Below are 21,058 nucleotides of genomic sequence, written 5' to 3'. Positions count from 1 at the left end.
GTTCCTGATGGCGCGCGGTCCCGCGGGACGCCTGCTGCGGCTGCCCGGCCCCCGCCGGCTCGCCGTCGGCTGCGCCCTGCTCGGGCTGCTGACCTGGGCCCTGCTGGTGCTGCAGTGGGCGCTGGTCGCGGACTTCGTCGCCGCGGTCGCCACCGGGGCGGCGACGCCCGGGCGCCTGGCCGGCGTCCTCGGCGGGATCGGCGCGGCGTGGCTGGCCCGCGCGGGCGTCCTCGGGCTGCGCGACCGGGCCGCCGCCGCGACCTCGGCGCGGGTGCGGCGGTCGCTGCGGGCGGCGCTGCTGCGCACGCTGCTGGCCCTCGGGCCGGCCGCGGTGGCCGGGGAGCGGGCCGGGGAGCTGGTCACCACCGTCACCGAGGGCGTCGGCCGGCTCGACGGCGTCGTCGGGCGGCTGCTGCCCGGCGCGGTGACCGCCGCCGTCGTCCCGCCGCTGGTGGCCGCCACGGTGCTCGTGCTCGACCCGGCCAGCGGCGGGCTGCTGCTGCTCACCGGCCCGCTCGTGCTGCTGTTCCTGTGGCTGACCGGCACCTTCGCCGAGCGGGCGGCCCGGGCGCAGTGGGAGACCCTGGCGCGGCTGGGGTCGGCGCTGGTCGACACCCTGCGGGTGCTGCCGACGCTGGTCGCCTTCGGCCGGGCGCGGACCAGCGCCCGGTGGCTGGCCGAGGTCAGCGAGGCCCACCGGGTCAGCACGATGCGGTTGCTGCGTACCGCCTTCCTGTCCGGGTTCGTGCTGGAGTTCGGCGCGGTGCTGTGCACGGCGCTGGTCGCGGTGACGGTGGGCGTGCGGCTGTTCGAGGGGCAGCTGACCCTGCAGCGGGCCCTGCTCGTGCTGCTGCTGACCCCGGAGTTCTTCGCGCCGCTGCGCGCGCTCGGCGCCGACCGGCACGCGAGCCTGGAGGGCGGGCCGGCCGCCGAGCGGGTGCTCGCGCTGCTGGACACCCCGCGGCCGGCCCGCGGCACCCGCCCGGTCCCCTCCCGCGTCCCGCACGTCGAGCTGCGCGGCGTCACCCTGCGCCACGGCGACCGGGTGGCCCTCGCCGGCGTCGACCTGGACCTGCCCCCGTGCTCGCGGACGGCCCTGGTCGGTCCCAGCGGTGCGGGCAAGACCAGCCTCGTCCGGGTGCTGCTGGGGTTCGCCGTCCCCGACGAGGGCGCGGTCCTGGTCGACGGCGTCCCGCTGAGCGACCTCGACCCCGACGCGTGGCGGGCGGTGGTGGCCCACGTGCCCGAGCGGCCCTGGCTGCTGCCGGGCACGGTGGCCGACAACGTGCGGCTCGGCCGGCCCGGCGCCACCGACGCCGACGTCGAGCAGGCCCTGGCGCGCGCCCGGCTGCTCGACGTCGTCGGCCGGCTGCCGCAGGGCGTGGACACCCCGCTCGGGGAGGACGCCGCCCGGCTCTCCGGCGGTGAGCGGCTGCGGCTGGCGCTGGCCCGCGCCTACGTCAAGGACGCCGCCGTGCTGGTGCTCGACGAGCCCACCGGCCAGCTCGACCCCGCGGGGGAGCAGGAGGTGCTCGCCGCGCTGGCCGACGTCGCGGCCGGGCGCACCGTCGTCACCGTCACCCACCGCAGCGCGCCGCTGGCGCTGCACGAGCGGGTCGTGGCCGTCGAGGACGGCGCGGTGCGCGAGGAGGCGGTGCCGCGGTGAGGGAGGTGCTCGCGCTCGCCCGCGGCCCGCGGCTGGCGCTGGCGGTCGTGCTGGGGTCGCTCACGGTGCTGTGCGGCGCGGCGCTGCTGGCCACCTCGGGCGCCCTCATCACCGGCGCGGCGCAGCGGCCCTCGACGCTGCTGGTCCTCATGCCGCTGATCACCGGGGTGCGGCTGTTCGGCGTCTCCCGGGCCGCGCTGCGCTACGCCGAGCGGCTGGTCACCCACGACGTCACCCTGCGGCTGGTCGCCGGCGTCCGCGCGCGCCTGCTCGAGCGGCTGGTCCCGCTGGCGCCGGCCGCGCTCACCGGGGCCCGCGGCGGCGAGCTGCTGTCGCGGGTGCGCGCCGACGTCGACGAGCTGCAGGGCGTCGTCGCGCGCCTGCTCGTGCCCGCCGGCGTGGCCGTCGTCGCCGGGGGGACGGCGGTCGCGCTCACCGCCGTCGTGTCGCCGCCCACCGCCGCCGTCCTGGCCGTGCTGCTGCTGGTCCTGGGCGGAGCCGTCCCGGCCGCGGCCGCGCGGGCCGGCCGGCGGGCCGCGGTGGCCGCCGCCCGGGCCGACGCCGACGTCGCCGCCGACACCCTCGACCTGGTGCGCGGCCTGGCCGACCACCTCACCGGCGACGGCGGGGCGACCGCGCTGCGCGGCCTGGACGCGCACCTCGACCGTCAGGAGCGCGCCGAACGGGCCGCGGCGCGCCTCACCGCGCTGACGACGGCCTGCCGGGAGGGGGTCCCCGGGCTGGGCCTGGTCGCGGCGCTGTGGCTGGTCGGGCGCGACGTCGCCTCCGGCGGGACGGGCCCGCTGCTGCTGGCCGCCTGCGCGCTCGGGGTGCTCGGCGCCTTCGAGGCGGTCGGGGGGCTGGGGGCCGCGTGGAGCACCGCGGGCGGCACCCGCGCCGCCGCGAGCCGGGTGCGCGCCCTCGGCGAGCAGCCGCCGGCGGTGACCGACCCGGACACGCCCGTGCCGCTGCCGCCCGGGTCGGCGCTCGAGTTCGAGGGCGTCACCCTCACCCATCCCGGGGCGGCGCGGCCCGCGCTCGCCGGCCTGGACCTCACCGTGCCCGACGGCGCCAAGGTGGCCCTGACCGGCCGCAGCGGGGCGGGCAAGAGCACCGTGCTCGCCCTGGCGCTGCGCTCCTTCGACCCCGACGCCGGCCGGGTCACCCTCGGCGGCACCGACCTGCGCCGGCCGGCCCTGGCCGACGTCCGCTCCCGGATGGCCTGGCTGCCGCAGGACCAGCAGGTCCTCGCCGGGAGCCTGGCGGCCAACCTGCGGCTGGGCCGGCCCGGCGCCACCGACGGCGAGCTGGCCGCCGCGCTGGACGACGTCGGCCTGGGGCCCCTGCTCGACACGGTGGGCCTCGACGGCTGGCTGGGGGACTCCGGCGAGCGCCTCTCGGCGGGGGAGCGGGCGCGGGTCGGCCTGGCCCGCGCCCTGCTCAGCCCGGCCGACGTGCTGCTGCTCGACGAGCCGACCGCCCACCTGGACCCCGCGCTGTCCGCGCGGGTGCTGGCGCTGCTGGCCCGGGAGCGGCGCAGCGTCCTGCTGGTCACCCACGACGCCGCCGCCCTCGACGCGCGCTGGCGGATCGTCCCGCTCGCCGGCTGAGCCGTCGGTCAGGGGCGGCCGTCGGTCAGGAGCGGCCGCCGGTCAGGGGAGCAGCAGCACCTTGCCGGTGGTGCGCCGGCCCTCGAGGTCCTCGTGCGCCCGGCGGGCCTCGGCCAGCGGGAACCGGGCGCTGATGCGGACGTCGAGCCGGCCGGCCGCCACCAGGTCCAGGACCGCGCCGGCCCGCTCCCGCAGCAGCTGCGGCGTGCGCGTGTAGGTGGCCAGCGTGGGCCGCTGCACGTACAGCGAGCCGTGCGCGGCGAGCTGCGCGACCTCCAGCGGCTCGGGCTGCCCGCTGGCGGCGCCGTAGACGATCATCCGCCCGGTCGGCCGCAGTGCCCGCAGCCCCGCGGCGAACGTGGTCCGGCCGACGCCGTCGTAGACCGCGGCCGCGCCCTCGCCGCCGGTGAGCTCGCGGACCCGCTCGGCGAAGCCGTCGTAGCCGACGACGACCTCGTCGGCGCCGGCCTGCCGGGCGAGCTCGGCCTTGTCCTCGGTCGACGTCGTCGCCAGCACGTGCCCGCCGCGCAGCCGCACCAGCTGGGTGAGCAGCAGGCCGACCCCGCCGGCGGCGCTGTGCACCACCACCCACTCGCCCTCGGCCACGGGGGAGGAGTCGGCGGCCAGGTAGTGGGCGGTGCAGCCCTGCAGCATCACCGCGGCCGCGACCTCGGCGCCCACCCCGTCGGGGACGGGCACCAGGGCGTCCCGCGGGGCGGCCACCCGGCCGGCGTAGCTGCCGGGGACGCCGAGCCAGGCCACCCGCTCGCCGGTGCCGACGACGCGGCCGGCGCCCTCGGCGCCCACCACCGCGGGCGGGGAGGCGGTGTAGGGCGGGCGGCCCTCCCGCTCGTAGACGTCGCGGAAGTTGACGCCCACGGCCTCGACGTCGACCAGCACCTCGCCGTCCCCAGGCACGGGGTCCGGCACGTCCTGCACGGTGAGCACCTCGGGCCCGCCGGTGCGCTCGTAGACCACCGCCTGCACGTCGCCTCCCCCGCCTTGACCGCCTCCGTGCCTACCACCGGGACGCCGGTCCCGCCGACCCTGGCGGGAGCCGCCGGGCACTGCCAGGCTCCCCGCATGCAGCGGGCCTTCGGCATGGACGTCCCCGAGACGGTCGCGGAGATGTGCCGGCCGGCCACCAGCGCGGTCCTCGTGTACGACGCGCAGGTGGGCATCCTCGCCCACGTCCGCGACCGCGAGGGACTGACCGCGCGGATCACCGACGTGCTCCGCGCCGCCCGGGCGTCCGGAGTGCCGGTGTTCTACGTGCGGCACGTGTCGCTGCCGCCGTCGCACCTGGGCGTCGCCGCGCTGCGCACCGCGATGGCCTGGCAGCGGCGGGACCGCGCCGACGCCGTCACCGCCGCCTTCCCGCCCGACGCCGCGCACACCCGCCTCGCCGCGGAGCTTCGCCCCGGCCGGCGGCGAGCCGGTGTTCGACAAGCTGGGGATGTCGGCGCTGGTGGGGACACCGCTGGAGGCGGCGCTGCGCGACCGCGGGGTGACCACCCTGCTGCTCGTCGGCGCGGTCCTCGAGATCGGCATCGAGCCGACCGCGCGGCACGCCGCCGACCTCGGCTTCCTGCCGGTGGTCGTCGACGACGCGTGCGGCGTGGTCGACGAGGACGCCGCGCGCCGGTCGCTGGCGAGCCTCGACTACAGCCTGCTCTCCTACCGGTGCACCGCGGCTGAGGTCGTCGCCGCCCTCGGCGGGTGATCAGCGTCCCGTGCGGTACGCGTCCCGCCGGTGGGCCACGTCGACCACGGTGACGGTGCGGCGGTCCTCGATCCGGTAGACCACGCGCTAGGTGCCGCGACGAGCGCTGTCCCGGTCGTCCAGCGGGGGCCGCAGGGGCTCGCCGACGCGGTGGGGAGCGGCGCGCAACGGCCCCGTGACGAACTCGTACGCGGCGGCGGCGACGGCCTCCGGGAGGTGCTCGGTGGGCTGGAGTCGCGCGGTCGGGGTGACGGTCAGGGCGTGGACCGGCGGATCGTCCGTCACGGACGGGCGCGAGACCGCCGTCGCATCGCCGCGTCGAGGTCCTCGCGGAACTCGACCTCGCCGCGGGCCAGTTCCTCGTCGGAGGCGTGCAGTCGGCGCATCGCATCGGCGTCGGCGAGGATCTCGATCGTCTCCTCCAGCGACTCGAGGTCCTCGGGCGCCACGAGCACCGCGGACGGCCTGCCGTGCACGGTCACGTAGACCCGCTCGTGCTGCCCGCTCACCCGCGCGACCAGCCGGGACAGGTGGGCCTCGGCCTCGGCCAGCGACAGGGTCGTCATGGTCAGGAGGATGACCACTCCGGGTCCGCCCTGTCCGACGACGCCACGGTCGGACGCCGGCTGCCCCGGTGTGCACACCCGGTGGTCTCCCGGGGCCCTCCAGCGCGGTGTGTGCACGTTCCGTCGCCGGTGTCCGGCGGCCCCCACTCGCGGGGCCTGGTGCGGCGGCCGCCGCGCACCCAGGATGGGTCTCCCGCACCCGCTCGCCAGGAGGACTCCGATGAGCCCGCAGCTGCCGTCGTCCGCGTCGGTCGTCGTCCTCGGCGGCGGGGTGGTCGGCCTGGCCACGGCGTACGAGCTGGCACGGGCCGGGGTGCGCGACGTCGTCCTGCTCGAGCGCGACGCGCTCGGCTCGGGGTCGACGTGCCGGGCGGCCGGCGGGGTGCGGGCGATGTTCTCCGACCCGGTCAACGTCACCCTCGGCGCCCGCAGCCTGGAGACCTTCCGCGAGTTCCCGGCGCGCTTCGGCCAGGACATCGACTTCGCCCCGGTCGGCTACCTGTTCCTGCTGTCCACCCCGGAGGCGGTCGCGGACTTCGAGGCCGCCGTCGCCCTGCAGAACGACCTCGGCGTCCCGAGCCGGGTGATCGACGTCGCCGAGGCGCGGGAGCTCTCCCCGCTGATCAGCGGCGAGGGGCTGCTGGCCGCCGCGTTCTCCCCGACCGACGGCCACTGCACGCCCGAGTCGGTCGTCCTCGGCTACGCGGCCGCGGCCCGCCGCGCCGGCGCCACCGTGCTGCCGCACCGCGCGGCCACCGGCATCGACGTCGCCGGTGGGCGGGTGACGGCGGTGCGCACCGACGCCGGGACGATCCGCACCGACACCGTCGTCTGCGCGGCCGGGGCCTGGTCGGCGCAGGTGGGCGCCTGGGCCGGCGTCGACCTGCCGGTCACCCCGCTGCGGCGGCAGATCCTGGTCACCGAGCCGGTGCCGGGTCTGGACCCGCACACCCCGTTCACCATCGACTTCGCCACCTCCTTCTACTTCCACCGCGAGGGCGCGGGGCTGCTGCTGGGCATGTCCGACCCCGACGAGACGCCCGGCTTCCGGCTCACCCGGTCCGACGCGTGGCTGCCCCGCCTCGGGGAGGCGGTCGAGCGGCGGGCGCCCGCGCTGGCCGGGGTCGGCATCGCCAGCGGCTGGGCCGGCCTGTACGAGATGACGCCGGACCACAACGCGCTCATCGGCCGCGCGGAGGCCGTGGACGGCTTCCTCTACGCGACCGGCTTCTCCGGGCACGGCTTCCTCATGGGGCCGGCCGTGGGGGAGGTGGTGCGCGACCTGTACCTGGGCCGCGAGACGCTGGTCGACGTCTCCGGGCTCGATGTCCGGCGGTTCGCCGCCGCGAGCGTCCGGCCCGAGCTCAACATCGTCTGAGGCCCGACCCCGAGGGAGCCGCACGTGACCACCCTGCCCACCGCCGAGGAGCTGCAGGCCCTGGCGCGTGACGCCGCCGGCCGCTGCGGGGTCGACCTCGACGCCGTCACCGGCGACCACCCGGTGACCTCGCCGGTCAACGGCGCGCCGCTGGCCTCGGTCGGCTGGTCGAGCGCCGCGGACGTCGAGGAGGTGGTCGCCCGGGCCGGGGCGGCGTTCCGGACCTGGCGGACGACGCCGGCGCCGGTCCGCGGCGGGCTGGTGCGCCGCCTGGGCGAGCTGCTGCGCGAGCACAAGGCCGACCTCGCCACCCTGGTGAGCCTCGAGGTCGGCAAGATCACCTCCGAGGCGGCCGGTGAGGTCCAGGAGATGATCGACGTCTGCGAGTTCGCCGTCGGGCTGTCCCGCCAGCTCTACGGGCGGACGATCAGCTCCGAGCGCCCGGGCCACCGCCTCATGGAGACCTGGCACCCCCTCGGCGTCGTCGGCGTCATCAGCGCCTTCAACTTCCCGGTGGCCGTCTGGTCGTGGAACACCGCGATCGCGCTGGTCTGCGGCGACCCCGTGGTGTGGAAGCCCTCCGAGCAGGCGCCGCTGTCGGCGCTGGCCGCCGCGGCGCTGCTGGACCGCGCGATCGCCGAGACCGGCGCGCCGGCCGACCTGGGCCAGGTCGTCCTCGGCGGCGCCGACGTCGGCGAGGCCCTGGTCGACTCCCCGGGCGTCGCGCTGCTGAGCGCCACCGGGTCGACCCGCATGGGCCGCGCGGTGGGGCCGCGGGTGGCCGACCGCTTCGGCCGCTCGCTGCTCGAGCTCGGCGGCAACAACGCCGCGATCGTCACGCCCTCGGCCGACCTGGACCTGGCCACCCGCGGCGTCGTGTTCTCCGCCGCCGGGACGGCCGGGCAGCGCTGCACGACGATGCGCCGGCTGATCGCCCACGTCGACGTCGTCGACGCGCTGGTCGAGAAGGTCGCCGCGGCCTACCGCGGGCTGCCGATCGGCTCGCCGCTCGACGCCGGCACGCTGGTGGGCCCGCTCGTGCACGACGCCGCCTACAAGGCGATGCAGGACGCGCTCGAGGCGGCCCGGCAGCAGGGCGGCGAGGTCGTCGTCGGCGGCGGGCGGCGGCTGGCCGAGGAGGCGCCCGACGCCTGGTACGTCGAGCCCGCCCTGGTGCGGATGCCCGGGCAGACCGACATCGTGCGCCAGGAGACCTTCGCGCCGGTGCTCTACGTGCTGCCCTACCGGACGCTGGAGGAGGCGGTCGCGCTCAACAACGACGTCCCCCAGGGCCTGTCGTCGAGCATCTTCACCTCCGACCAGGCCGAGGCCGAGCGGTTCCTGGCCGCCGACGGCTCCGACTGCGGCATCGCCAACGTCAACATCGGCACCTCGGGTGCGGAGATCGGCGGCGCGTTCGGCGGGGAGAAGCACACCGGCGGCGGCCGCGAGTCCGGCTCCGACGCGTGGAAGGGCTACATGCGCCGGGCCACCAACACGATCAACTACTCCGGCGAGCTGCCGCTGGCGCAGGGCGTCGAGTTCCCCATCTGACCCACCCGTGACGGCGACACGCCCCCAGTCGTCATGACGACTGGGGGCGTGTGGGAGCGTCGTCGCATGGTCGACCACGCGGACCTCGCCGTCCGCACGCTGGGCCCCTGCCGCATCGACTCGCCGCTGGCCTCCCGGCTGGGGGACCGGGAGACGACGCAGCACTCCGTGGTCGAGGAGGACCGGATCCTCTTCGACGACACCATCTCGATGGTCACCTCCCGCGGGGTGCCGCTGGACCGGCTGCCCAGCCTCGAGCCCGGCGGCCCGCGCAAGAAGATCTACTTCGACCCGGCCAAGACCCGCGTCGGCATCGTCACCTGCGGCGGCCTGTGCCCCGGCCTCAACGACGTCATCCGCGGTCTGGTGCTCGAGCTGTGCCGGCACTACGGCGTCCGCCGGATCGTCGGCTTCCGCAACGGCTACCGCGGGTTCATCCCCGAGTTCGGCGAGGACGTCCTCGACCTCTCACCCGAGGTCGTCATGCACATCGACGACGAGGGCGGCACGATCCTCGGCACCTCCCGCGGCAAGCAGGACCCCGAGGAGATCGTCGACGCGCTGGAGCGCCTCAACATCAACATCCTGTTCGTCATCGGCGGCGACGGCACCATCCGCGGCGCGATGGACGTCGTGCAGGTGGTGGAGGAGCGCGGCCTGAAGGTGGCCGTGATCGGCATCCCGAAGACCATCGACAACGACATCCCCTACATCGACCAGAGCTTCGGCTTCCAGACGGCGATGTCGGAGGCCACCAAGTCGATCCACGCGGCCAGCGTCGAGGCCCGCTCGGCGCCCGGCGGCATCGGGCTGGTCAAGCTCATGGGCCGGCACTCGGGGTTCATCGCCTGCTACTCCACCCTGGCCAAGGACGACGCCGACTACGTGCTCATCCCCGAGGTGCCCTTCGCGCTCGACGGTGAGCGTGGCTTCCTCGAGCACCTGCGCCACCGGGTGCAGGAGCGCGGGCACGCCGTGGTGGTCGTCGCCGAGGGGGCCGGCCAGGAGCACGTGGAGGGGGAGGAGCCCGGCCGCGACGCCTCGGGCAACGTCCGCTTCGGCGACATCGGCCGGCTGCTGCGCAAGCGGGTCATCGAGCACCTCGACGCGCACGGGGTGGAGAACAACGTGCGCTACTTCGACCCGAGCTACGCCATCCGCAGCGTGCCGGCCAACCCCTACGACAGCGCGTACTGCCTGCGCCTGGCGCACGCCGCGGTGCACGCGGCGATGGCCGGGCGCACCGAGGTGATCGTGGCCCGCCGGCGGCGGCGCTTCGTGCACATCCCGATGGGGCTGGCGGTCAGCCGCCGCAACCACGTCGACCCGCTCGGCGACCTGTGGATGTCGGTGCTCGAGGCCACCGGCCAGCCGGTGCGCTTCGGCTAGGGACCGGCCGCAGTCGGGCAGCTCAGGACCCGGCCGGGACTCCCGGCACCCCGCACTCCCCACCCCGCGCGCCGGACCGCTGCGCCCGCGGACGGCACCGCCTCGGCCGCCGGCCCGTGGGGAGTTCCCGGGCCGGCGGCGGGGGCGGGGTCACGCGTCCGGCGTCCCGGTCGTCCCGGTCGTCCCGGTCGTCCCGGGACCCTCCGTGCCGCCGGTCGCGCCGGCCGCGCCGGCCGCGCCGGTCGCGCCGGTCGTGCCGGTGGCGCCGGGACCGTCGGCGAGCAGCAGGTAGAGCGCGCGGCGGGCCTCGGCGAGGACGGCGGCGGCCGCGGTGAGCTGCGCCTCCGAGCCGGTGCGGCCCACCTGGCGCACCGCGCCGTGCACCTCCTCCAGCAGGCCGCGCAGGTCCCGGCCGGCCGCGGCGCCCTGGGCACCGCCGAACGGGTCGGGCCAGGTCGCGCGGCGCTCCTCGACGTGGGCGCGCCCGGCGTCGGTGAGCGTCACGAGCTTGCGGCCGGCCTCGGCGGTGACGGTGGCCAGGCCCTCGTCCTCCAGCGCACTGATGGTCGGGTAGACCGCGCCGGGGCTGGGGGTCCAGCGGCCGCCGCTGCGTTCGGCGATGGCCTGCATGAGCTGGTAACCGTGCATCGGCTGCTCGGCCAGCAGCAGCAGCACGGCGGTGCGCACGTCGCCGCGCGGTGCGCGACCGCGCCCGCCGCCGCGGCGGCCACGCCAGCCGCCCTCGGGGCCACCAGGGCCACCAGGGCCACCGTGGCCGCCGTGACCGCCACGGCCGGGACCACCCGGACCGAAGCCGAAGCCGCCGGGAGCGCCGGGGCCGAAGCCGCCGGGGCCGAAGCCACCGGGGCCGCCGAAGGCGGGACCACCGGAGCCGGGGCCGCCGGAGCCGGGGCCGCCGAAGCCGCGGTCACGACCATGGGGGCTGTGCTCGCGGGGGGAGTGCCCGTGCGGGCCCTGCTGGTGGGCGCCGCGTCGGGGGTGCCAGGGGCCGGGACGGCCCTCAGGGGTGGGGAAGGGGGGCATGGGAATTCTCCTCGGGATCAGTCAACGACACGCTAACGATATATCGAGACACGTCGTCCGTCCACCACGTCTGTTCGACGTGCCGTCCGGACGAGGAGTGGCCGCCCCCCGTCGTCCGCGCCGTCGGTCCCGGTCGGTGGCGGCGACCACGGCGCCGGTGACCAGCGCGCCGGCCGCGTTGAGCAGTGCGTCGACCGGGGAGACCACCCGGCCCAGAGGCGGGAGGAACTGCAGAACCTCGATCGTGCCGCCGGCGGCGAGTGCCGCGGCCGCCAGGCGGGCCGGGTGCGCCAGCGCGGGCCACAGCCGCACGGCCAGCACCGCGGGGACGGCGATCAACAGCAGGTTGCCGACCAGCTGCAGCGGCGTGGCCGGCGACGTCAGCCCGGTGAGGTACCAGCGCAGCTCGGTCAGCGGTGCGCCCCACGCCCAGCCCGTGCCCTCGGGCACCAGGGTCAGCGACGCCGCGGCCGCGAGGGCCATGCCCAGCACGGTCCCCAGGAGCAGGCGCCGGCCGGCCGCCTCGCGAGGGCGCGGAGCGGCGCGACGTGGTGGTCGAGGTGGTGGTCGAGGAGGAGTGCGGAGGAGCGGTGGTCGGCGTCCATGCCCTCACGGTCGTCCCGGGCACCGACCCGGACCGGGGAGGCGACCGGGAGCTGCCTGGCAGTCGGACGGGCCGTCACATCGACCGTTATCCCCAACTCCTTCTCGTTGGACCGAGCAGGACCTCCCACAGGACGCAGCGGGTCACCGGCCCCGGCCGGCGGACGGCGCGGTCCCGCGCTGGCCGGGAGCGGCGACGCCCTCCGCCGGGACGGGACGGCGCGTGCGGCGGGTCCCAGCTCGGCCATGGGGCGTTGCCAGGTGGCTCACAGGTAGGACCCCCACCATGGGGACGACGGCCGGAGCGGCCGGCTGCCCGACCGAGGAGACCCCCGTGCGCAAGAAGTTCGTCCTCGCCGCCACCGCCGGTGCGTTGACCCTCACCGGCCTGGCCGTCACCGTCCCCGCGATGGCCGAGGAGGACACCTCCTCGACCACCACCGAGACGACCGTCGAGGACCGCATCCGCGACGCGCTCTCGGGCCTGGTCGACGACGGCTCGATCACCCAGGACCAGGCCGACCAGGTGGCCACCACGCTCAGCGACGCCGGCCCCTGGGATGGGCACGGTCCGTGGGGCGGTCCCGGTCGCGGCGTGGACCTCTCGGTCGCCGCCGACACCCTCGGCATGTCCGAGGACGACCTGGAGACCGCGCTGGAGGCCGACGGCGCCAGCCTGGCCAGCGTGGCGGAGGACCACGGCGTGGCCGTCGACGACCTCGTCGCCGCCCTCGTGCAGTCCGTGCGGGATCACATCGACGAGGCCGTCCAGGACGGCGACCTCACCCAGGAGCAGGCCGACCAGCGCATCGCGGACGTCCAGGACTGGATCACCGAGCGGGTCAACTCCACCGACACCGACCCGGGCGGCCCCCGCGGCCCCCACGGCTGGTGGGGCGACCGCGACGGCGACGACGACTGACCTCCCGACCGACCTCCTGCACGCCGAGCGGCGCCGCCCCGTCCCCCGGGCGGCGCCGCTCGGCCGTTCCTGCGCCCGGTCCCGGGGCTGGACGGAACGCCGATCCTGAGGTTAGCCTCGCCTCACCGGAACCCGAGGGGGCGGATGTGGGACTGCGACTACCGGTCGGTGACGTGACCGTGCTGCTGGGGCCGGCCGGCGCCCGCCGCGGCGTCATGAACGCGCTGGACGACGCGAGCGGCCGCTGTGCCTCCGGGCACGCGTCGGTGCGGGTGCAGCGCCTGGCCGCCCGGGACGGCGACGGCGTGCAGCAGCGGCTCGAGGCGATCGAGGCCGTCGCCGGGCAGGACGCGACGATCGTGCTCGTCGACCGCTTCACCGACGGCCTGCCCGCCCCCGACCGGCGCCGCCTGCTGGCCGCGCTGCGCCCGGTGGCCACCGCGGGCCGCGCGGTGCTGGTCGACGACACCGACCCGGTGGCCGCGCTCGCCGTCGCCGACGGCGCACTGCGCGCGGACCCGGCGGGCGGGCTCACGCCCGAACCGCTCGGCGTGGACCTGCTCGCCTCCTAGCCCACCTCTGAGCCCGCCTCCGCGGAGGCGCCCGGGGGGTCTAGCGGGCCTGGAAGGTCAGGCAGTCGGCGGCGTCGGCCTCGGGGCCCACGCTGATCCCCGGGGCCGTGCACTCGAGCTTGTCGTTGTGCCGGCAGTCCGAGCGGTGGCAGGCGCCGACCAGGCCGTTGCGCCCGAGGCCGCCGCGGAAGCTGATCTCCACGAAGGTCCCGCAGTGGGCGTGGTCGCCGCCCACGGTGATGGCCCCGGCGTGGCAGTTGTGCTCGGCGTTGTAGGAACAGCTGCTGACCGCGCAGTCCTGCACCTGGGGCATGTCCTGGAGAGAGGTCATGGCCTCAGGCTGGCAGGTCCGCGCAGGCCCCGCCAGCCAACTGAGGTTTGCCTGGGCTGCGGCGACGACCCCGCCGGACCGCACGTCGCACCGTCCCGCCGCCCGGGCCCGACCGGGGCCCGCGGGCACGCTCGCGGGCTCCCGCTCGTTCTCCCGGTGACCGCCCAGCGGCCGCCCGGCGCCCGCCGAGGACGGCGGCGCACCGGAGCCGTCGGGGAGGACGACAGATGACCGTGTCGATCGAGCAGCCGCCGCGCCCGTCCGGGCCCGGCGCCCCGGCGGACACCGCCGTCCTGGTGGTGGTCGGCGGCCTGCCGGGCAGCGGCAAGACGACGCTGCTGCGGCAGGTGCTCGACGCGCAGGTGCCCGGTGTGGCTGGCCTGGACTCCGAGGACGTCGCCGAGCGGCTCACCCGCGCCGGCGTCCGGCTGCCCTATCCGCTGCTGCGGCCGCTGGTGCACGCCTGGCACCGCGTCCGCGTGCTGCGCGCCCTCGCCGGCCTCGACCCGGTCGTCGTCCTCACCGACCCCTGGACCAGCCGGCCGTGGCGGGCGGTCGTGCTGTGGGCCGCCCGGCGCGCCGGGCGCGCGGTGCGGGTGGTCCTGCTCGACACCTCGCCGGAGGAGGCGGCGGCCGGCCAGCGGATCCGCGGACGGCGGATCCCGGCCGCGCGGATGCGCCGGCACGCCGCCCGGTGGGCGGCCTGGCAGCAGGCGCGGGCCGCGGCGGCCGGGCCCCACGGTCCCGGCGACGTCCTCGTCGTCGACCGCGGGGCGGCCCGGCGGCTCACCCTCGACGACGTCCTCGGGCGGGTCCCCGCCTGACCTCAGGCCGCCGGCGCGACGCCCAGCGCCCGCTCGAGGACGCGGAACCGGTAGGCGGCCGACAGCAGGACGAACCACACGACCAGCGCCGGCAGCACCGTGTTGAAGACCGGGTGCGCGGCGTGGGTGAGCCCGAAGTAGTCGGTCGCCGCCGGCACGAACAGCAGCCCGGTGAACGCCACGACCAGCACGACGACGAGCACCGCGGGCCGCCGGTCGCCGTCGGGCCGGGTCCAGGAGGCGAGCAGCCGCGACGGCGGGCGCAGGAACAGGATGAGCAGGAACGCCGCGTAGGACACGAAGGTCGACAGTCCCGTCTGCGCGCCGATCGTGGCGGCGGCCTCGGCGAAGCCGACGTCGCCGGAGGAGACCCCGGTGTAGCTCTCGAACTGGGCCACGACCTCGGCCGGGGTCCGGCCGCTGCCGACCACCTCGACCAGGCGGGTGTAGAGCGTGGCGTACACGGCCACCCCGCCGGCCGCGGTCACCACGATGGCCGGGACGACGAACCGCCACAGCGAGGTCAGCAGGTGCGGGTCGGGCCGCTGGGGCCGGGCCCAGGTGGTGAGGAACAGCGTGGGGACGCCGACGGTCAGCAGCGTCAGCCCGACCTGGGCGGGGGAGTAGGGGAAACCCAGCCCCAGCATCGTGACCGCGACGATCACCAGGCCCTGCGTGCCGACCCGGGCGAGGAACACCTGCATCGAGGTGCCGATCCCGGTGATGATCCGGCGACCCTCGCGCTGGGCGGGCACCAGCGCGCCGATGTCGTCGTCGGTGAGCACGATGTCGGCGACGTCGCGGGTCACCGCGCTGCCGCTGCGCATCGCCACCCCCACCTGGGCGGCCTTGAGCGCGCGGGCGTCGTTGACGCCGTCGCCGATCATGGCCACGTAGCGGCCCTGGCGGCGCAGGGAGGTGACCAGGCGCTCCTTCTGCTCCGGCGCGATCCGCCCGAACACCGCGGTGCGCGCCACGAGCGCGTCGATCTCGGGGTCGGAGAGGGCGTCGAGCTCGGCGCCGGCCACCGGGTCGCCGGCGGCCAGGCCGGCCTGCCGGGCCAGCGCGGCCACCGTCCGCGGGTCGTCGCCGGAGACCACCTTGAGGTCGACGCCGTCGGCGGCGAACCGGGCGACGGTCTCGGGCACGCCGGGGCGCAGCTCGTCGGCGAGGACGACGAGGGCCAGCGGCTCCAGGGCGGGCAGCCGCGGCCGGCCGCCGTCGTCGCGCAGCGGGGCGGCGGGGTCCACGGGGCGGGCGGCGACCAGCACGCGCAGGCCCTGCCCCGTCCGCGCGGTGACGGCGTCGGTCAGCGACGCGCCGGGCAGGCGCGCTCCGGAGAAGGCCGGCGCCAGGCTGTCGGGCGCGCCCAGCACCAGGACGCCGTCGTCGGTGCGCACCGCGCTCCACCGCAGCGCCGAGGTGAAGGGCACCTCCTCGCGCACCGGCCGCGCCTCGCCGGGCAGCGCCGCGGCCAGGGCGGCGGTGGTGAGGTTGGCCGCGGTCATGCTGCGCGCCGCGGTCCCGACCAGGCGCTCCACCTCGGCCGCCGGCTCCGGCCCGACCGGCGCCACCTCGGCCAGCGTGAGCCGGCCGGTGGTGAGGGTGCCGGTCTTGTCGGTGCACACGACGTCGACGTTGCTGATCGACTCCACGGCGTTGACCTGCTGCACGAGCGCGCCGTCGCGGCCGCTGCGCGCCGCCCCGACGGTGTAGGCGAGCGCGACGAGGAAGAACAGGCCGTAGGGCACCAGCCCCGACAGCACCGCGGTGGTCTGCACGACCCGGACCAGCGAGAAGCCCTCGAGCGCGGCCTGCAGCAGGATCGTCGCGCTCATCAACCCGACCAGCACCATGACCAGGCGGACGACGAAGGCGATCCGCCGCTGCAGCGGCGTGGTGTCGGTGCTCACCCGGCGGACGTCGGCGGTCAGCCGGCTGGCGTAGCTGCCCGCGCCGACGTCGCGGGCCAGCTGCCAGCCCTCGCCGCCGGCGACGGAGCTTCCCCGACAGCAGGTCGTCGCCGGCGCGCCTGGGCAGCGCCTCGGACTCGCCGGTGAGCAGGGACTCGTCGACCTCGACGGCGCCCTCGAGCAGCGGGCCGTCGACGACGACCTGGTCGCCGGGGCGCAGGTGCAGCACGTCGCCGCGGACGACGTCGTCGGGCAGCACCTCGACGTCGCGCCCGTCGCGGACGACGGTGACCCGCCCGCGGGAGAGCAGCTGCAGCCGGTCGAGCTTGCGCCGGGCGCGGATCTCCTGGACGGCGCTGATCGCGGCGTTGACCAGGCCGAGGCCGACGCTGGTGACCGCGTCGTTGTAGCGGCCGAGGGCCAGCAGCGCGGCGCCGATGGTGAACAGCACCGTGTTGAAGAAGTTGAAGACGTTGGTGCGCAGGATCCGCGCGTAGCCGCGGGTCGAGCCGCGCGGGGTGGTGTTGCCCTCACCGCGGCGGTACCGGGCCTGCGCCTCGGCCTGCGTCAGGCCCCAGCTGGTGGCGGGACGGTCCTCGGTGCGGGTGGGCTGCACGGCTCGACCCTGACAGGCGCCGACGACGCGGGCGCGGCGACGTGCCGCTCGGCCAGCCGGTTCCATCCCGGCGTCCAGGGAACGTCCAGCCCCGGCGCGGACCGTGGTCGCCATGACCCCCCGTGCCGCAGCCGGCCCCCGGCGGTGGTCGCTGCGCACCCGCCTGCTGTGGGCCTTCCTCGTGCCGCTGGCGCTGGTGGTCACCGTCGTGGGGGTCACGGCCACCGCCGCCGTCCGCGGTGAGCTGCATCGAGCAGGTCGACACCCAGCTGGCCGCCGCGGTGGCGCGGTCGGCGTCGGCGGACGGGCAGCCGCACGGCGGGTTCGGCGGAGACGGGCCGGACTTCCTGCTGGTCCCCGGGCAGGGCGACGGCACCCTCGGCGCCCGCGTCGAGGACGGCACGGTCACCGAGGCCGCCGTCATCGACGGCGACGGCGACGGCGAGCGCCTCTCCGCCGGCGAGGCGCGGGCGCTGGCCGGGGTGCCCGCCGACGGCACCCCGCGCACCGTCGACCTCGGCCGCCGCGGGGACTACCGCGTCGTCGCGGCGCCGGCCGGGGGCGGGGAGGTGCTGGTGACCGGCCTGCCCCTGGACCCGGCGCGGGCGGCGCTGGTGCGGCTGGTCGCCGTGGAGGTCGCGGCCGGGCTGCTCGGGCTGCTGGCCGCCGGCGCCGTCGGGGCTGCGGTGATCGGCCGCACCCTGCGGCCGCTGCACCGGGTCGCGGCCACCGCCGGCCGGGTGGCCGCGCTGCCGCTGTCCACCGGCGAGGTCCGGCTGCCCGACCGGGTGCCGCCGGGCGACACCGACCCGCGCACCGAGGTCGGCCGGGTCGGGGCGGCGCTCAACCGGCTGCTCGACTCGGTGGAGTCGGCCATCACCGCCCGCCAGGCCTCGGAGACGCGGCTGCGCCGGTTCGTCGCCGACGCCAGCCACGAGCTGCGCACCCCGGTCACCTCGATCCGCGGCTACACCGAGCTGGTGCGCCGCCGCGGCGGCCTGCCCGAGGACGTCGACGCCTCGCTGCGCCGGGTGGAGTCCGAGGCGGTGCGCATGTCCGGGCTGGTCGACGACCTGCTGCTGCTCGCCCGCCTCGACGCCGGCCGCGAGCTGGTCACCGGCACCGTCGACCTGACCGGCCTGGTGATGGACGTCGTCAGCGACGCCCACGCCGCCGGCCCGGGGCACCGCTGGCGGGTCGACCTGCCCGGTGCGGCGGTCCTCGTCCCCGGCGACGCCGCCCGGCTGCACCAGGTGCTGGCCAACCTGCTGGCCAACGTCCGCACGCACACGCCGCCGGGCACGACCGCCACCACGCGGCTGCGCACCGAGGACGGCTCGGCGGTGCTCGAGGTCGCCGACGACGGGCCCGGCATCCCCGCCGACCTGCTGGGCGGGGTGTTCGAGCGCTTCGCCCGCGGCGACTCCTCGCGCTCGCGGGCCGGCGGCAGCACCGGCCTGGGGCTGGCGATCGTGCAGGCGGTCGTCGGTGGGCACGGCGGCACGGTCGGCGTCGAGAGCGTGCCCGGCCGGACCGTCGTCACCGTCCGGCTGCCGGGCGCCACGGTGGCCGAGTTCGACGGCGACGACGAGGAGGACCCCGCCCCGGCGCCGGCGGCCAGGATCAGGTGACCTGATCGTGGCGCGTCCTCCCTCACTGCCCACCGTGGGGGAGGACGCGCTGCGGTGCGGGAGGACGTGCTGCGGTGGGGGAGGACGGCACCCCGCCGCCCCCGGGTCCGCGCGGCCGCTCAGGCGGGCACGAGCCGCCGGCACTCCGGGCAGGGGAGGGCTGAGCCGAGCCCGCGGGGCCCGGCCCACGCGCCCTGGACGACGGCGACCGGCGTCCCGCAGGCGGCCACCCACGGCGGCGGCCCGTCGGCGGCCTCCCGGGGGACGGCGTGCGCGCGGTCGCCGTCCTGGTCCCGGCCGGCCGCGTGGCCGCTGCCTGCGCTCGTCACCGGCCCAGTGTGACCGCCCTCTGGACCACGCGGCCGCGTCCGGCGGTGCGGCCACCGCGGCGCCACCGCCGGTGCTGCCGCCGTCCGCTTCCGTTCCCGGTCGCGACGCACGAGCGGGGGTCTTGCCGGGCCCGCGCGGCGGGGGGCAGGGTGTGACCCGAGACACATCCCGTGACCGACCCGGGAGGCCGCCGTGCCCGACCCAGCAGTCGACAGGACCGATCCGCCGAGCGGGGTGCCCGGCCGCCCGGCCGGGGACGAGCGGCCGGGCGGCTCCCGTGGCTAGGGACACCGTCCCGGCGCCGGCTCCGCGCGAGCCCGCCCGGGTGCGCAACGTGGCGCTGGTCGGCCACGCCGGCGCCGGCAAGACCACCCTCGCCGAGGCGCTGCTCGTGGCCACCGGCGCCCTGCCGCGCGCCGGGCGGGTCGAGGACGGCACCACCTGCCTCGACAACGACGACGTCGAGGTCCGCCAGCAGCGCTCGGTCACCCTCGGGGTGGCCACCGTCGAGCACGACGGCACCCGCATCACCCTGCTGGACACCCCGGGCAGCCCCGACTTCGTCGGCGAGCTGCGGGCCGGGCTGCGGGCCGCCGACGCCGCGCTGTTCGTCGTCTCGGCCGTCGGCGGCGTGGACGCCTCCACCGTGCAGCTGTGGGAGGAGTGCGCCGCGGTCGGCATGCCCCGCGCGGTCGTGGTCACCCAGCTCGACCGGGCCCGCGCCGACGCCGAGGAGACCGTCCGGCTCTGCCAGACGATGTTGGGCGCGGGCGTCTACCCGGTGCACCTGGTCGAGCGGAGAGCCGACGGCGCCGTCTCGGGCGTGGTCAACCTGCTCCAGCCCGGCGCCCAGGCCCCCGACGCCGACCGCCTCCGCAGCGAGCTGATCGAGGGCATCATCGGCGAGAGCGAGGACGAGGCGCTGATGGAGCGCTACCTCGCCGGCGACGAGCTGGTCCAGGCCGATCTGATGAGCGACCTGGAGACCGCGGTCGCCCGGGGCCACTTCCACCCCGTGCTGTGCGCGGCCCCGCTGCAGGGCATCGGCCTCGACGCGCTGCTCTACCTGCTGGTCAACGGCTTCCCCTGCCCGTGCGAGCACGGCTGCCCGCCGGTCACCCGGCCCGACGGGTCCCCGGCGCCGGCGCTCCGCTGCGACCCCGACGGCCCGCTGGTGGCCGAGGTGGTCAAGACGACGACCGACCCCTACCTCGGGCGCGTCTCCCTGCTGCGGGTCTTCTCCGGCACCCTCACCCCCGACGCCCCGGTGCACGTGTCCGGGCACGGCGGCGCCGAGCGCGGCCACCCCGACCACGACGCCGACGAGCGGGTGGGCGCGGTGTCCTCCCCGCTGGGCGCGGCGCTGCGGCCGGTGTCGTCCGCCCCGGCCGGCGACGTCTGCGCGGTGGCCCGGCTGACCTCGGCCGAGACCGGTGACACGCTGTCCTCACCCGGCGACCCGCGGCTGGTCCCGCCGTGGGAGCTCCCCGTCCCGCAGCACCCGGTCGCGGTCGAGGCCGCCTCCCGCAGCGACGAGGACCGCCTGGGCCCGGCGTTGTCCCGGCTGGCCGCCGAGGACCCGACGCTGCGCGTGGAGCGCTCCCGCGACACCGGCCAGCTGCTGCTGTGGTGCGTGGGGGAGGCCCACGGCGAGGTGCTGCTCGAGCGGCTGCGCACCCGGCACGGCGTGGCGGTGTCGACGGTGCCGGTGCGCGTGCCGATGGTCGAGACCTTCGCCGGGCCGGCCCGGGCCACCGGGCGGCTGGTCAAGCAGTCCGGCGGCCACGGGCAGTACGCCGTCGTCGTGGTGGAGGCCGAGCCCGGCGAGCCGGGGTCGGGCATCACCTTCGAGCAGCGCGTCATCGGCGGCGCGGTCCCCTCCCAGTACCACGGCAGCGTGGAGAAGGGCATCCGCGCACAGGCCGCCAAGGGTGTCCACGACGACCGGCCGCTGGTCGACGTCCGGTTCGTGCTCGTCGACGGCAAGGCGCACTCGGTCGACTCCTCCGACGCCGCCTTCCAGTCCGCCGGGGCGCTGGCGGTGCGGGAGCTGGCGGCCGCGGCCGGCACGAAGGTGCTCGAGCCCTGGTGCGAGGTGGCCGTCGTCGTCCCCGGCGAGCACGTCGGCGCGGTGATGAGCGACCTGTCCGGCCGCCGCGCCCGGGTCACCGGCAGCGACGCCGATCCCGACCGGGACCGCACCACCGTCCGGGCGGAGGTGCCCGAGGTGGAGCTGCTCGGCTATGCAGGGGCGCTGCGCTCGGTCAGCCACGGCACCGGCTCGTTCACCCGGCGTCCGCTGGGCCACGAGCCGGCGCCCGCCTCCCTGGTCGCCGTGCCCGCCTAGTCCACGGACCCGCCGCCCCACCACGAGCGGACGAGTCGC

General features: G+C 77.3%; 18 protein-coding genes and 3 pseudogenes. 12 read left to right on the top strand and 9 right to left on the bottom strand.

What is annotated here, in order from left to right; all coding sequences use genetic code 11:
- The first annotated feature begins 7 nt into the window (after positions 1-7).
- Positions 8-1,666, top strand: a complete 1,659-nt coding sequence (gene cydD, locus ACWIZO_RS20870) for a thiol reductant ABC exporter subunit CydD (protein ID WP_448639539.1) — start codon at positions 8-10, stop codon at positions 1,664-1,666.
- Entirely contained in the window at positions 1,663-3,276 is a 1,614-nt protein-coding gene (gene cydC, locus ACWIZO_RS20865) for a thiol reductant ABC exporter subunit CydC (RefSeq protein ID WP_448639538.1), read from the top strand. The genes cydD and cydC overlap by 4 nt, the downstream gene beginning before the upstream one ends.
- 42 nt (positions 3,277-3,318) lie before the next feature.
- On the opposite strand, the gene ACWIZO_RS20860 is transcribed toward cydC, so the two are convergent.
- Positions 3,319-4,263, bottom strand: coding sequence for a quinone oxidoreductase family protein (locus tag ACWIZO_RS20860; protein ID WP_448639537.1), 945 nt, complete (start codon positions 4,261-4,263; stop codon positions 3,319-3,321).
- 96 nt (positions 4,264-4,359) lie between these two features.
- Here ACWIZO_RS20860 and ACWIZO_RS20855 point away from each other — a divergent pair.
- Together ACWIZO_RS20855 and ACWIZO_RS20850 are read left to right on the top strand one after the other, a co-directional pair.
- A pseudogene (locus ACWIZO_RS20855) lies at positions 4,360-4,686 on the top strand (isochorismatase family protein); the annotation flags it as partial.
- Positions 4,687-4,711: 25 nt separating this feature from the next.
- Positions 4,712-4,999, top strand: a pseudogene (locus ACWIZO_RS20850) (cysteine hydrolase family protein); the annotation flags it as partial.
- 87 nt (positions 5,000-5,086) lie between these two features.
- On the opposite strand, the gene ACWIZO_RS20845 reads toward ACWIZO_RS20850, so the two are convergent.
- A complete protein-coding gene (locus tag ACWIZO_RS20845) occupies positions 5,087-5,284 on the bottom strand; it encodes a hypothetical protein (protein ID WP_448639536.1) in 198 nt (65 codons plus the stop codon).
- The gene (locus tag ACWIZO_RS20840; protein ID WP_448639535.1) at positions 5,281-5,565 is read right to left on the bottom strand and encodes a type II toxin-antitoxin system Phd/YefM family antitoxin; all 285 of its coding nucleotides are present in this window, start codon (positions 5,563-5,565) and stop codon (positions 5,281-5,283) included. Before ACWIZO_RS20840 ends, ACWIZO_RS20845 begins: the two co-directional genes overlap by 4 nt.
- A gap of 220 nt (positions 5,566-5,785) precedes the next feature.
- Here ACWIZO_RS20840 and ACWIZO_RS20835 point away from each other — a divergent pair, with 220 nt between their 5' ends.
- The 3 genes from ACWIZO_RS20835 to ACWIZO_RS20825 all read left to right on the top strand — a co-directional run bounded on the left by ACWIZO_RS20835 (position 5,786) and on the right by ACWIZO_RS20825 (position 9,886).
- Positions 5,786-6,943 (top strand): NAD(P)/FAD-dependent oxidoreductase, encoded by a 1,158-nt coding sequence (locus tag ACWIZO_RS20835; RefSeq protein ID WP_448639534.1) that lies wholly within the window; start codon positions 5,786-5,788, stop codon positions 6,941-6,943.
- Between the two features lie 24 nt (positions 6,944-6,967).
- Positions 6,968-8,497 (top strand): L-piperidine-6-carboxylate dehydrogenase, encoded by a 1,530-nt coding sequence (gene amaB, locus ACWIZO_RS20830; protein WP_448639533.1) that lies wholly within the window; start codon positions 6,968-6,970, stop codon positions 8,495-8,497.
- A gap of 66 nt (positions 8,498-8,563) precedes the next feature.
- Positions 8,564-9,886 (top strand): ATP-dependent 6-phosphofructokinase, encoded by a 1,323-nt coding sequence (locus ACWIZO_RS20825; protein WP_448639532.1) that lies wholly within the window; start codon positions 8,564-8,566, stop codon positions 9,884-9,886.
- 150 nt (positions 9,887-10,036) lie between these two features.
- Here the strand turns inward: ACWIZO_RS20825 and ACWIZO_RS20820 are convergent, their stop codons facing one another.
- The gene (locus ACWIZO_RS20820; RefSeq protein ID WP_448639531.1) at positions 10,037-10,573 is read right to left on the bottom strand and encodes a PadR family transcriptional regulator; all 537 of its coding nucleotides are present in this window, start codon (positions 10,571-10,573) and stop codon (positions 10,037-10,039) included.
- A gap of 378 nt (positions 10,574-10,951) precedes the next feature.
- Positions 10,952-11,413, bottom strand: a complete 462-nt coding sequence (locus tag ACWIZO_RS20815) for a VanZ family protein (RefSeq protein WP_448639530.1) — start codon at positions 11,411-11,413, stop codon at positions 10,952-10,954.
- A gap of 454 nt (positions 11,414-11,867) precedes the next feature.
- Between ACWIZO_RS20815 and ACWIZO_RS20810 the strand changes: the two genes are divergently transcribed.
- Together ACWIZO_RS20810 and ACWIZO_RS20805 are read left to right on the top strand one after the other, a co-directional pair.
- On the top strand, positions 11,868-12,455 hold the full coding sequence (locus ACWIZO_RS20810; protein ID WP_448639529.1) for a hypothetical protein: 588 nt from the start codon (positions 11,868-11,870) through the stop codon (positions 12,453-12,455).
- 173 nt (positions 12,456-12,628) lie between these two features.
- On the top strand, positions 12,629-13,027 hold the full coding sequence (locus ACWIZO_RS20805) for a hypothetical protein (protein ID WP_448639528.1): 399 nt from the start codon (positions 12,629-12,631) through the stop codon (positions 13,025-13,027).
- 40 nt (positions 13,028-13,067) lie between these two features.
- Here the strand turns inward: ACWIZO_RS20805 and ACWIZO_RS20800 are convergent, their stop codons facing one another.
- Positions 13,068-13,358, bottom strand: coding sequence for a DUF1540 domain-containing protein (locus ACWIZO_RS20800; protein WP_446760650.1), 291 nt, complete (start codon positions 13,356-13,358; stop codon positions 13,068-13,070).
- A 227-nt stretch (positions 13,359-13,585) separates the two neighbouring features.
- Between ACWIZO_RS20800 and ACWIZO_RS20795 the strand changes: the two genes are divergently transcribed.
- Entirely contained in the window at positions 13,586-14,182 is a 597-nt protein-coding gene (locus ACWIZO_RS20795; protein ID WP_448639527.1) for an AAA family ATPase, read from the top strand.
- A gap of 2 nt (positions 14,183-14,184) precedes the next feature.
- On the opposite strand, the gene ACWIZO_RS20790 is transcribed toward ACWIZO_RS20795, so the two are convergent.
- Together ACWIZO_RS20790 and ACWIZO_RS20785 are read right to left on the bottom strand one after the other, a co-directional pair.
- Positions 14,185-16,155, bottom strand: coding sequence for an HAD-IC family P-type ATPase (locus ACWIZO_RS20790; protein ID WP_448642982.1), 1,971 nt, complete (start codon positions 16,153-16,155; stop codon positions 14,185-14,187).
- 103 nt (positions 16,156-16,258) lie between these two features.
- A pseudogene (locus ACWIZO_RS20785) lies at positions 16,259-16,777 on the bottom strand (P-type ATPase); the annotation flags it as partial.
- A 173-nt stretch (positions 16,778-16,950) separates the two neighbouring features.
- Here ACWIZO_RS20785 and ACWIZO_RS20780 point away from each other — a divergent pair.
- On the top strand, positions 16,951-18,342 hold the full coding sequence (locus ACWIZO_RS20780; RefSeq protein ID WP_448639526.1) for a sensor histidine kinase: 1,392 nt from the start codon (positions 16,951-16,953) through the stop codon (positions 18,340-18,342).
- A 119-nt stretch (positions 18,343-18,461) separates the two neighbouring features.
- Here the strand turns inward: ACWIZO_RS20780 and ACWIZO_RS20775 are convergent, their stop codons facing one another.
- Entirely contained in the window at positions 18,462-18,671 is a 210-nt protein-coding gene (locus ACWIZO_RS20775) for a hypothetical protein (protein ID WP_448639525.1), read from the bottom strand.
- 278 nt (positions 18,672-18,949) lie between these two features.
- On the opposite strand from ACWIZO_RS20775, the gene ACWIZO_RS20770 reads away from it, so the two are divergent.
- Entirely contained in the window at positions 18,950-21,019 is a 2,070-nt protein-coding gene (locus ACWIZO_RS20770; RefSeq protein WP_448639524.1) for an elongation factor G-like protein EF-G2, read from the top strand.
- Positions 21,020-21,058 lie beyond the last annotated feature (39 nt).

It is taken from the genome of Geodermatophilus sp. URMC 63 (genome assembly GCF_053502565.1).
Note: the sequence above shows the minus strand (reverse complement) of the source record. Positions and strands in the feature narration are given on the sequence as shown.

Excerpts from the sequence above, each read along its gene's own strand:
- ACWIZO_RS20815 (WP_448639530.1), bottom strand. The coding sequence starts at position 11,413 with ATGGCCCTCGCGGCCGCGGCGTCGCTGACCCTGGTGCCCGAGGGCACG.
- ACWIZO_RS20795 (WP_448639527.1), top strand. The coding sequence starts at position 13,586 with ATGACCGTGTCGATCGAGCAGCCGCCGCGCCCGTCCGGGCCCGGCGCC.
- ACWIZO_RS20835 (WP_448639534.1), top strand. The coding sequence starts at position 5,786 with ATGAGCCCGCAGCTGCCGTCGTCCGCGTCGGTCGTCGTCCTCGGCGGC.
- ACWIZO_RS20825 (WP_448639532.1), top strand. The coding sequence starts at position 8,564 with ATGGTCGACCACGCGGACCTCGCCGTCCGCACGCTGGGCCCCTGCCGC.
- ACWIZO_RS20800 (WP_446760650.1), bottom strand. The coding sequence starts at position 13,358 with ATGACCTCTCTCCAGGACATGCCCCAGGTGCAGGACTGCGCGGTCAGC.
- cydD (WP_448639539.1), top strand. The coding sequence starts at position 8 with ATGGCGCGCGGTCCCGCGGGACGCCTGCTGCGGCTGCCCGGCCCCCGC.
- ACWIZO_RS20840 (WP_448639535.1), bottom strand. The coding sequence starts at position 5,565 with ATGACGACCCTGTCGCTGGCCGAGGCCGAGGCCCACCTGTCCCGGCTG.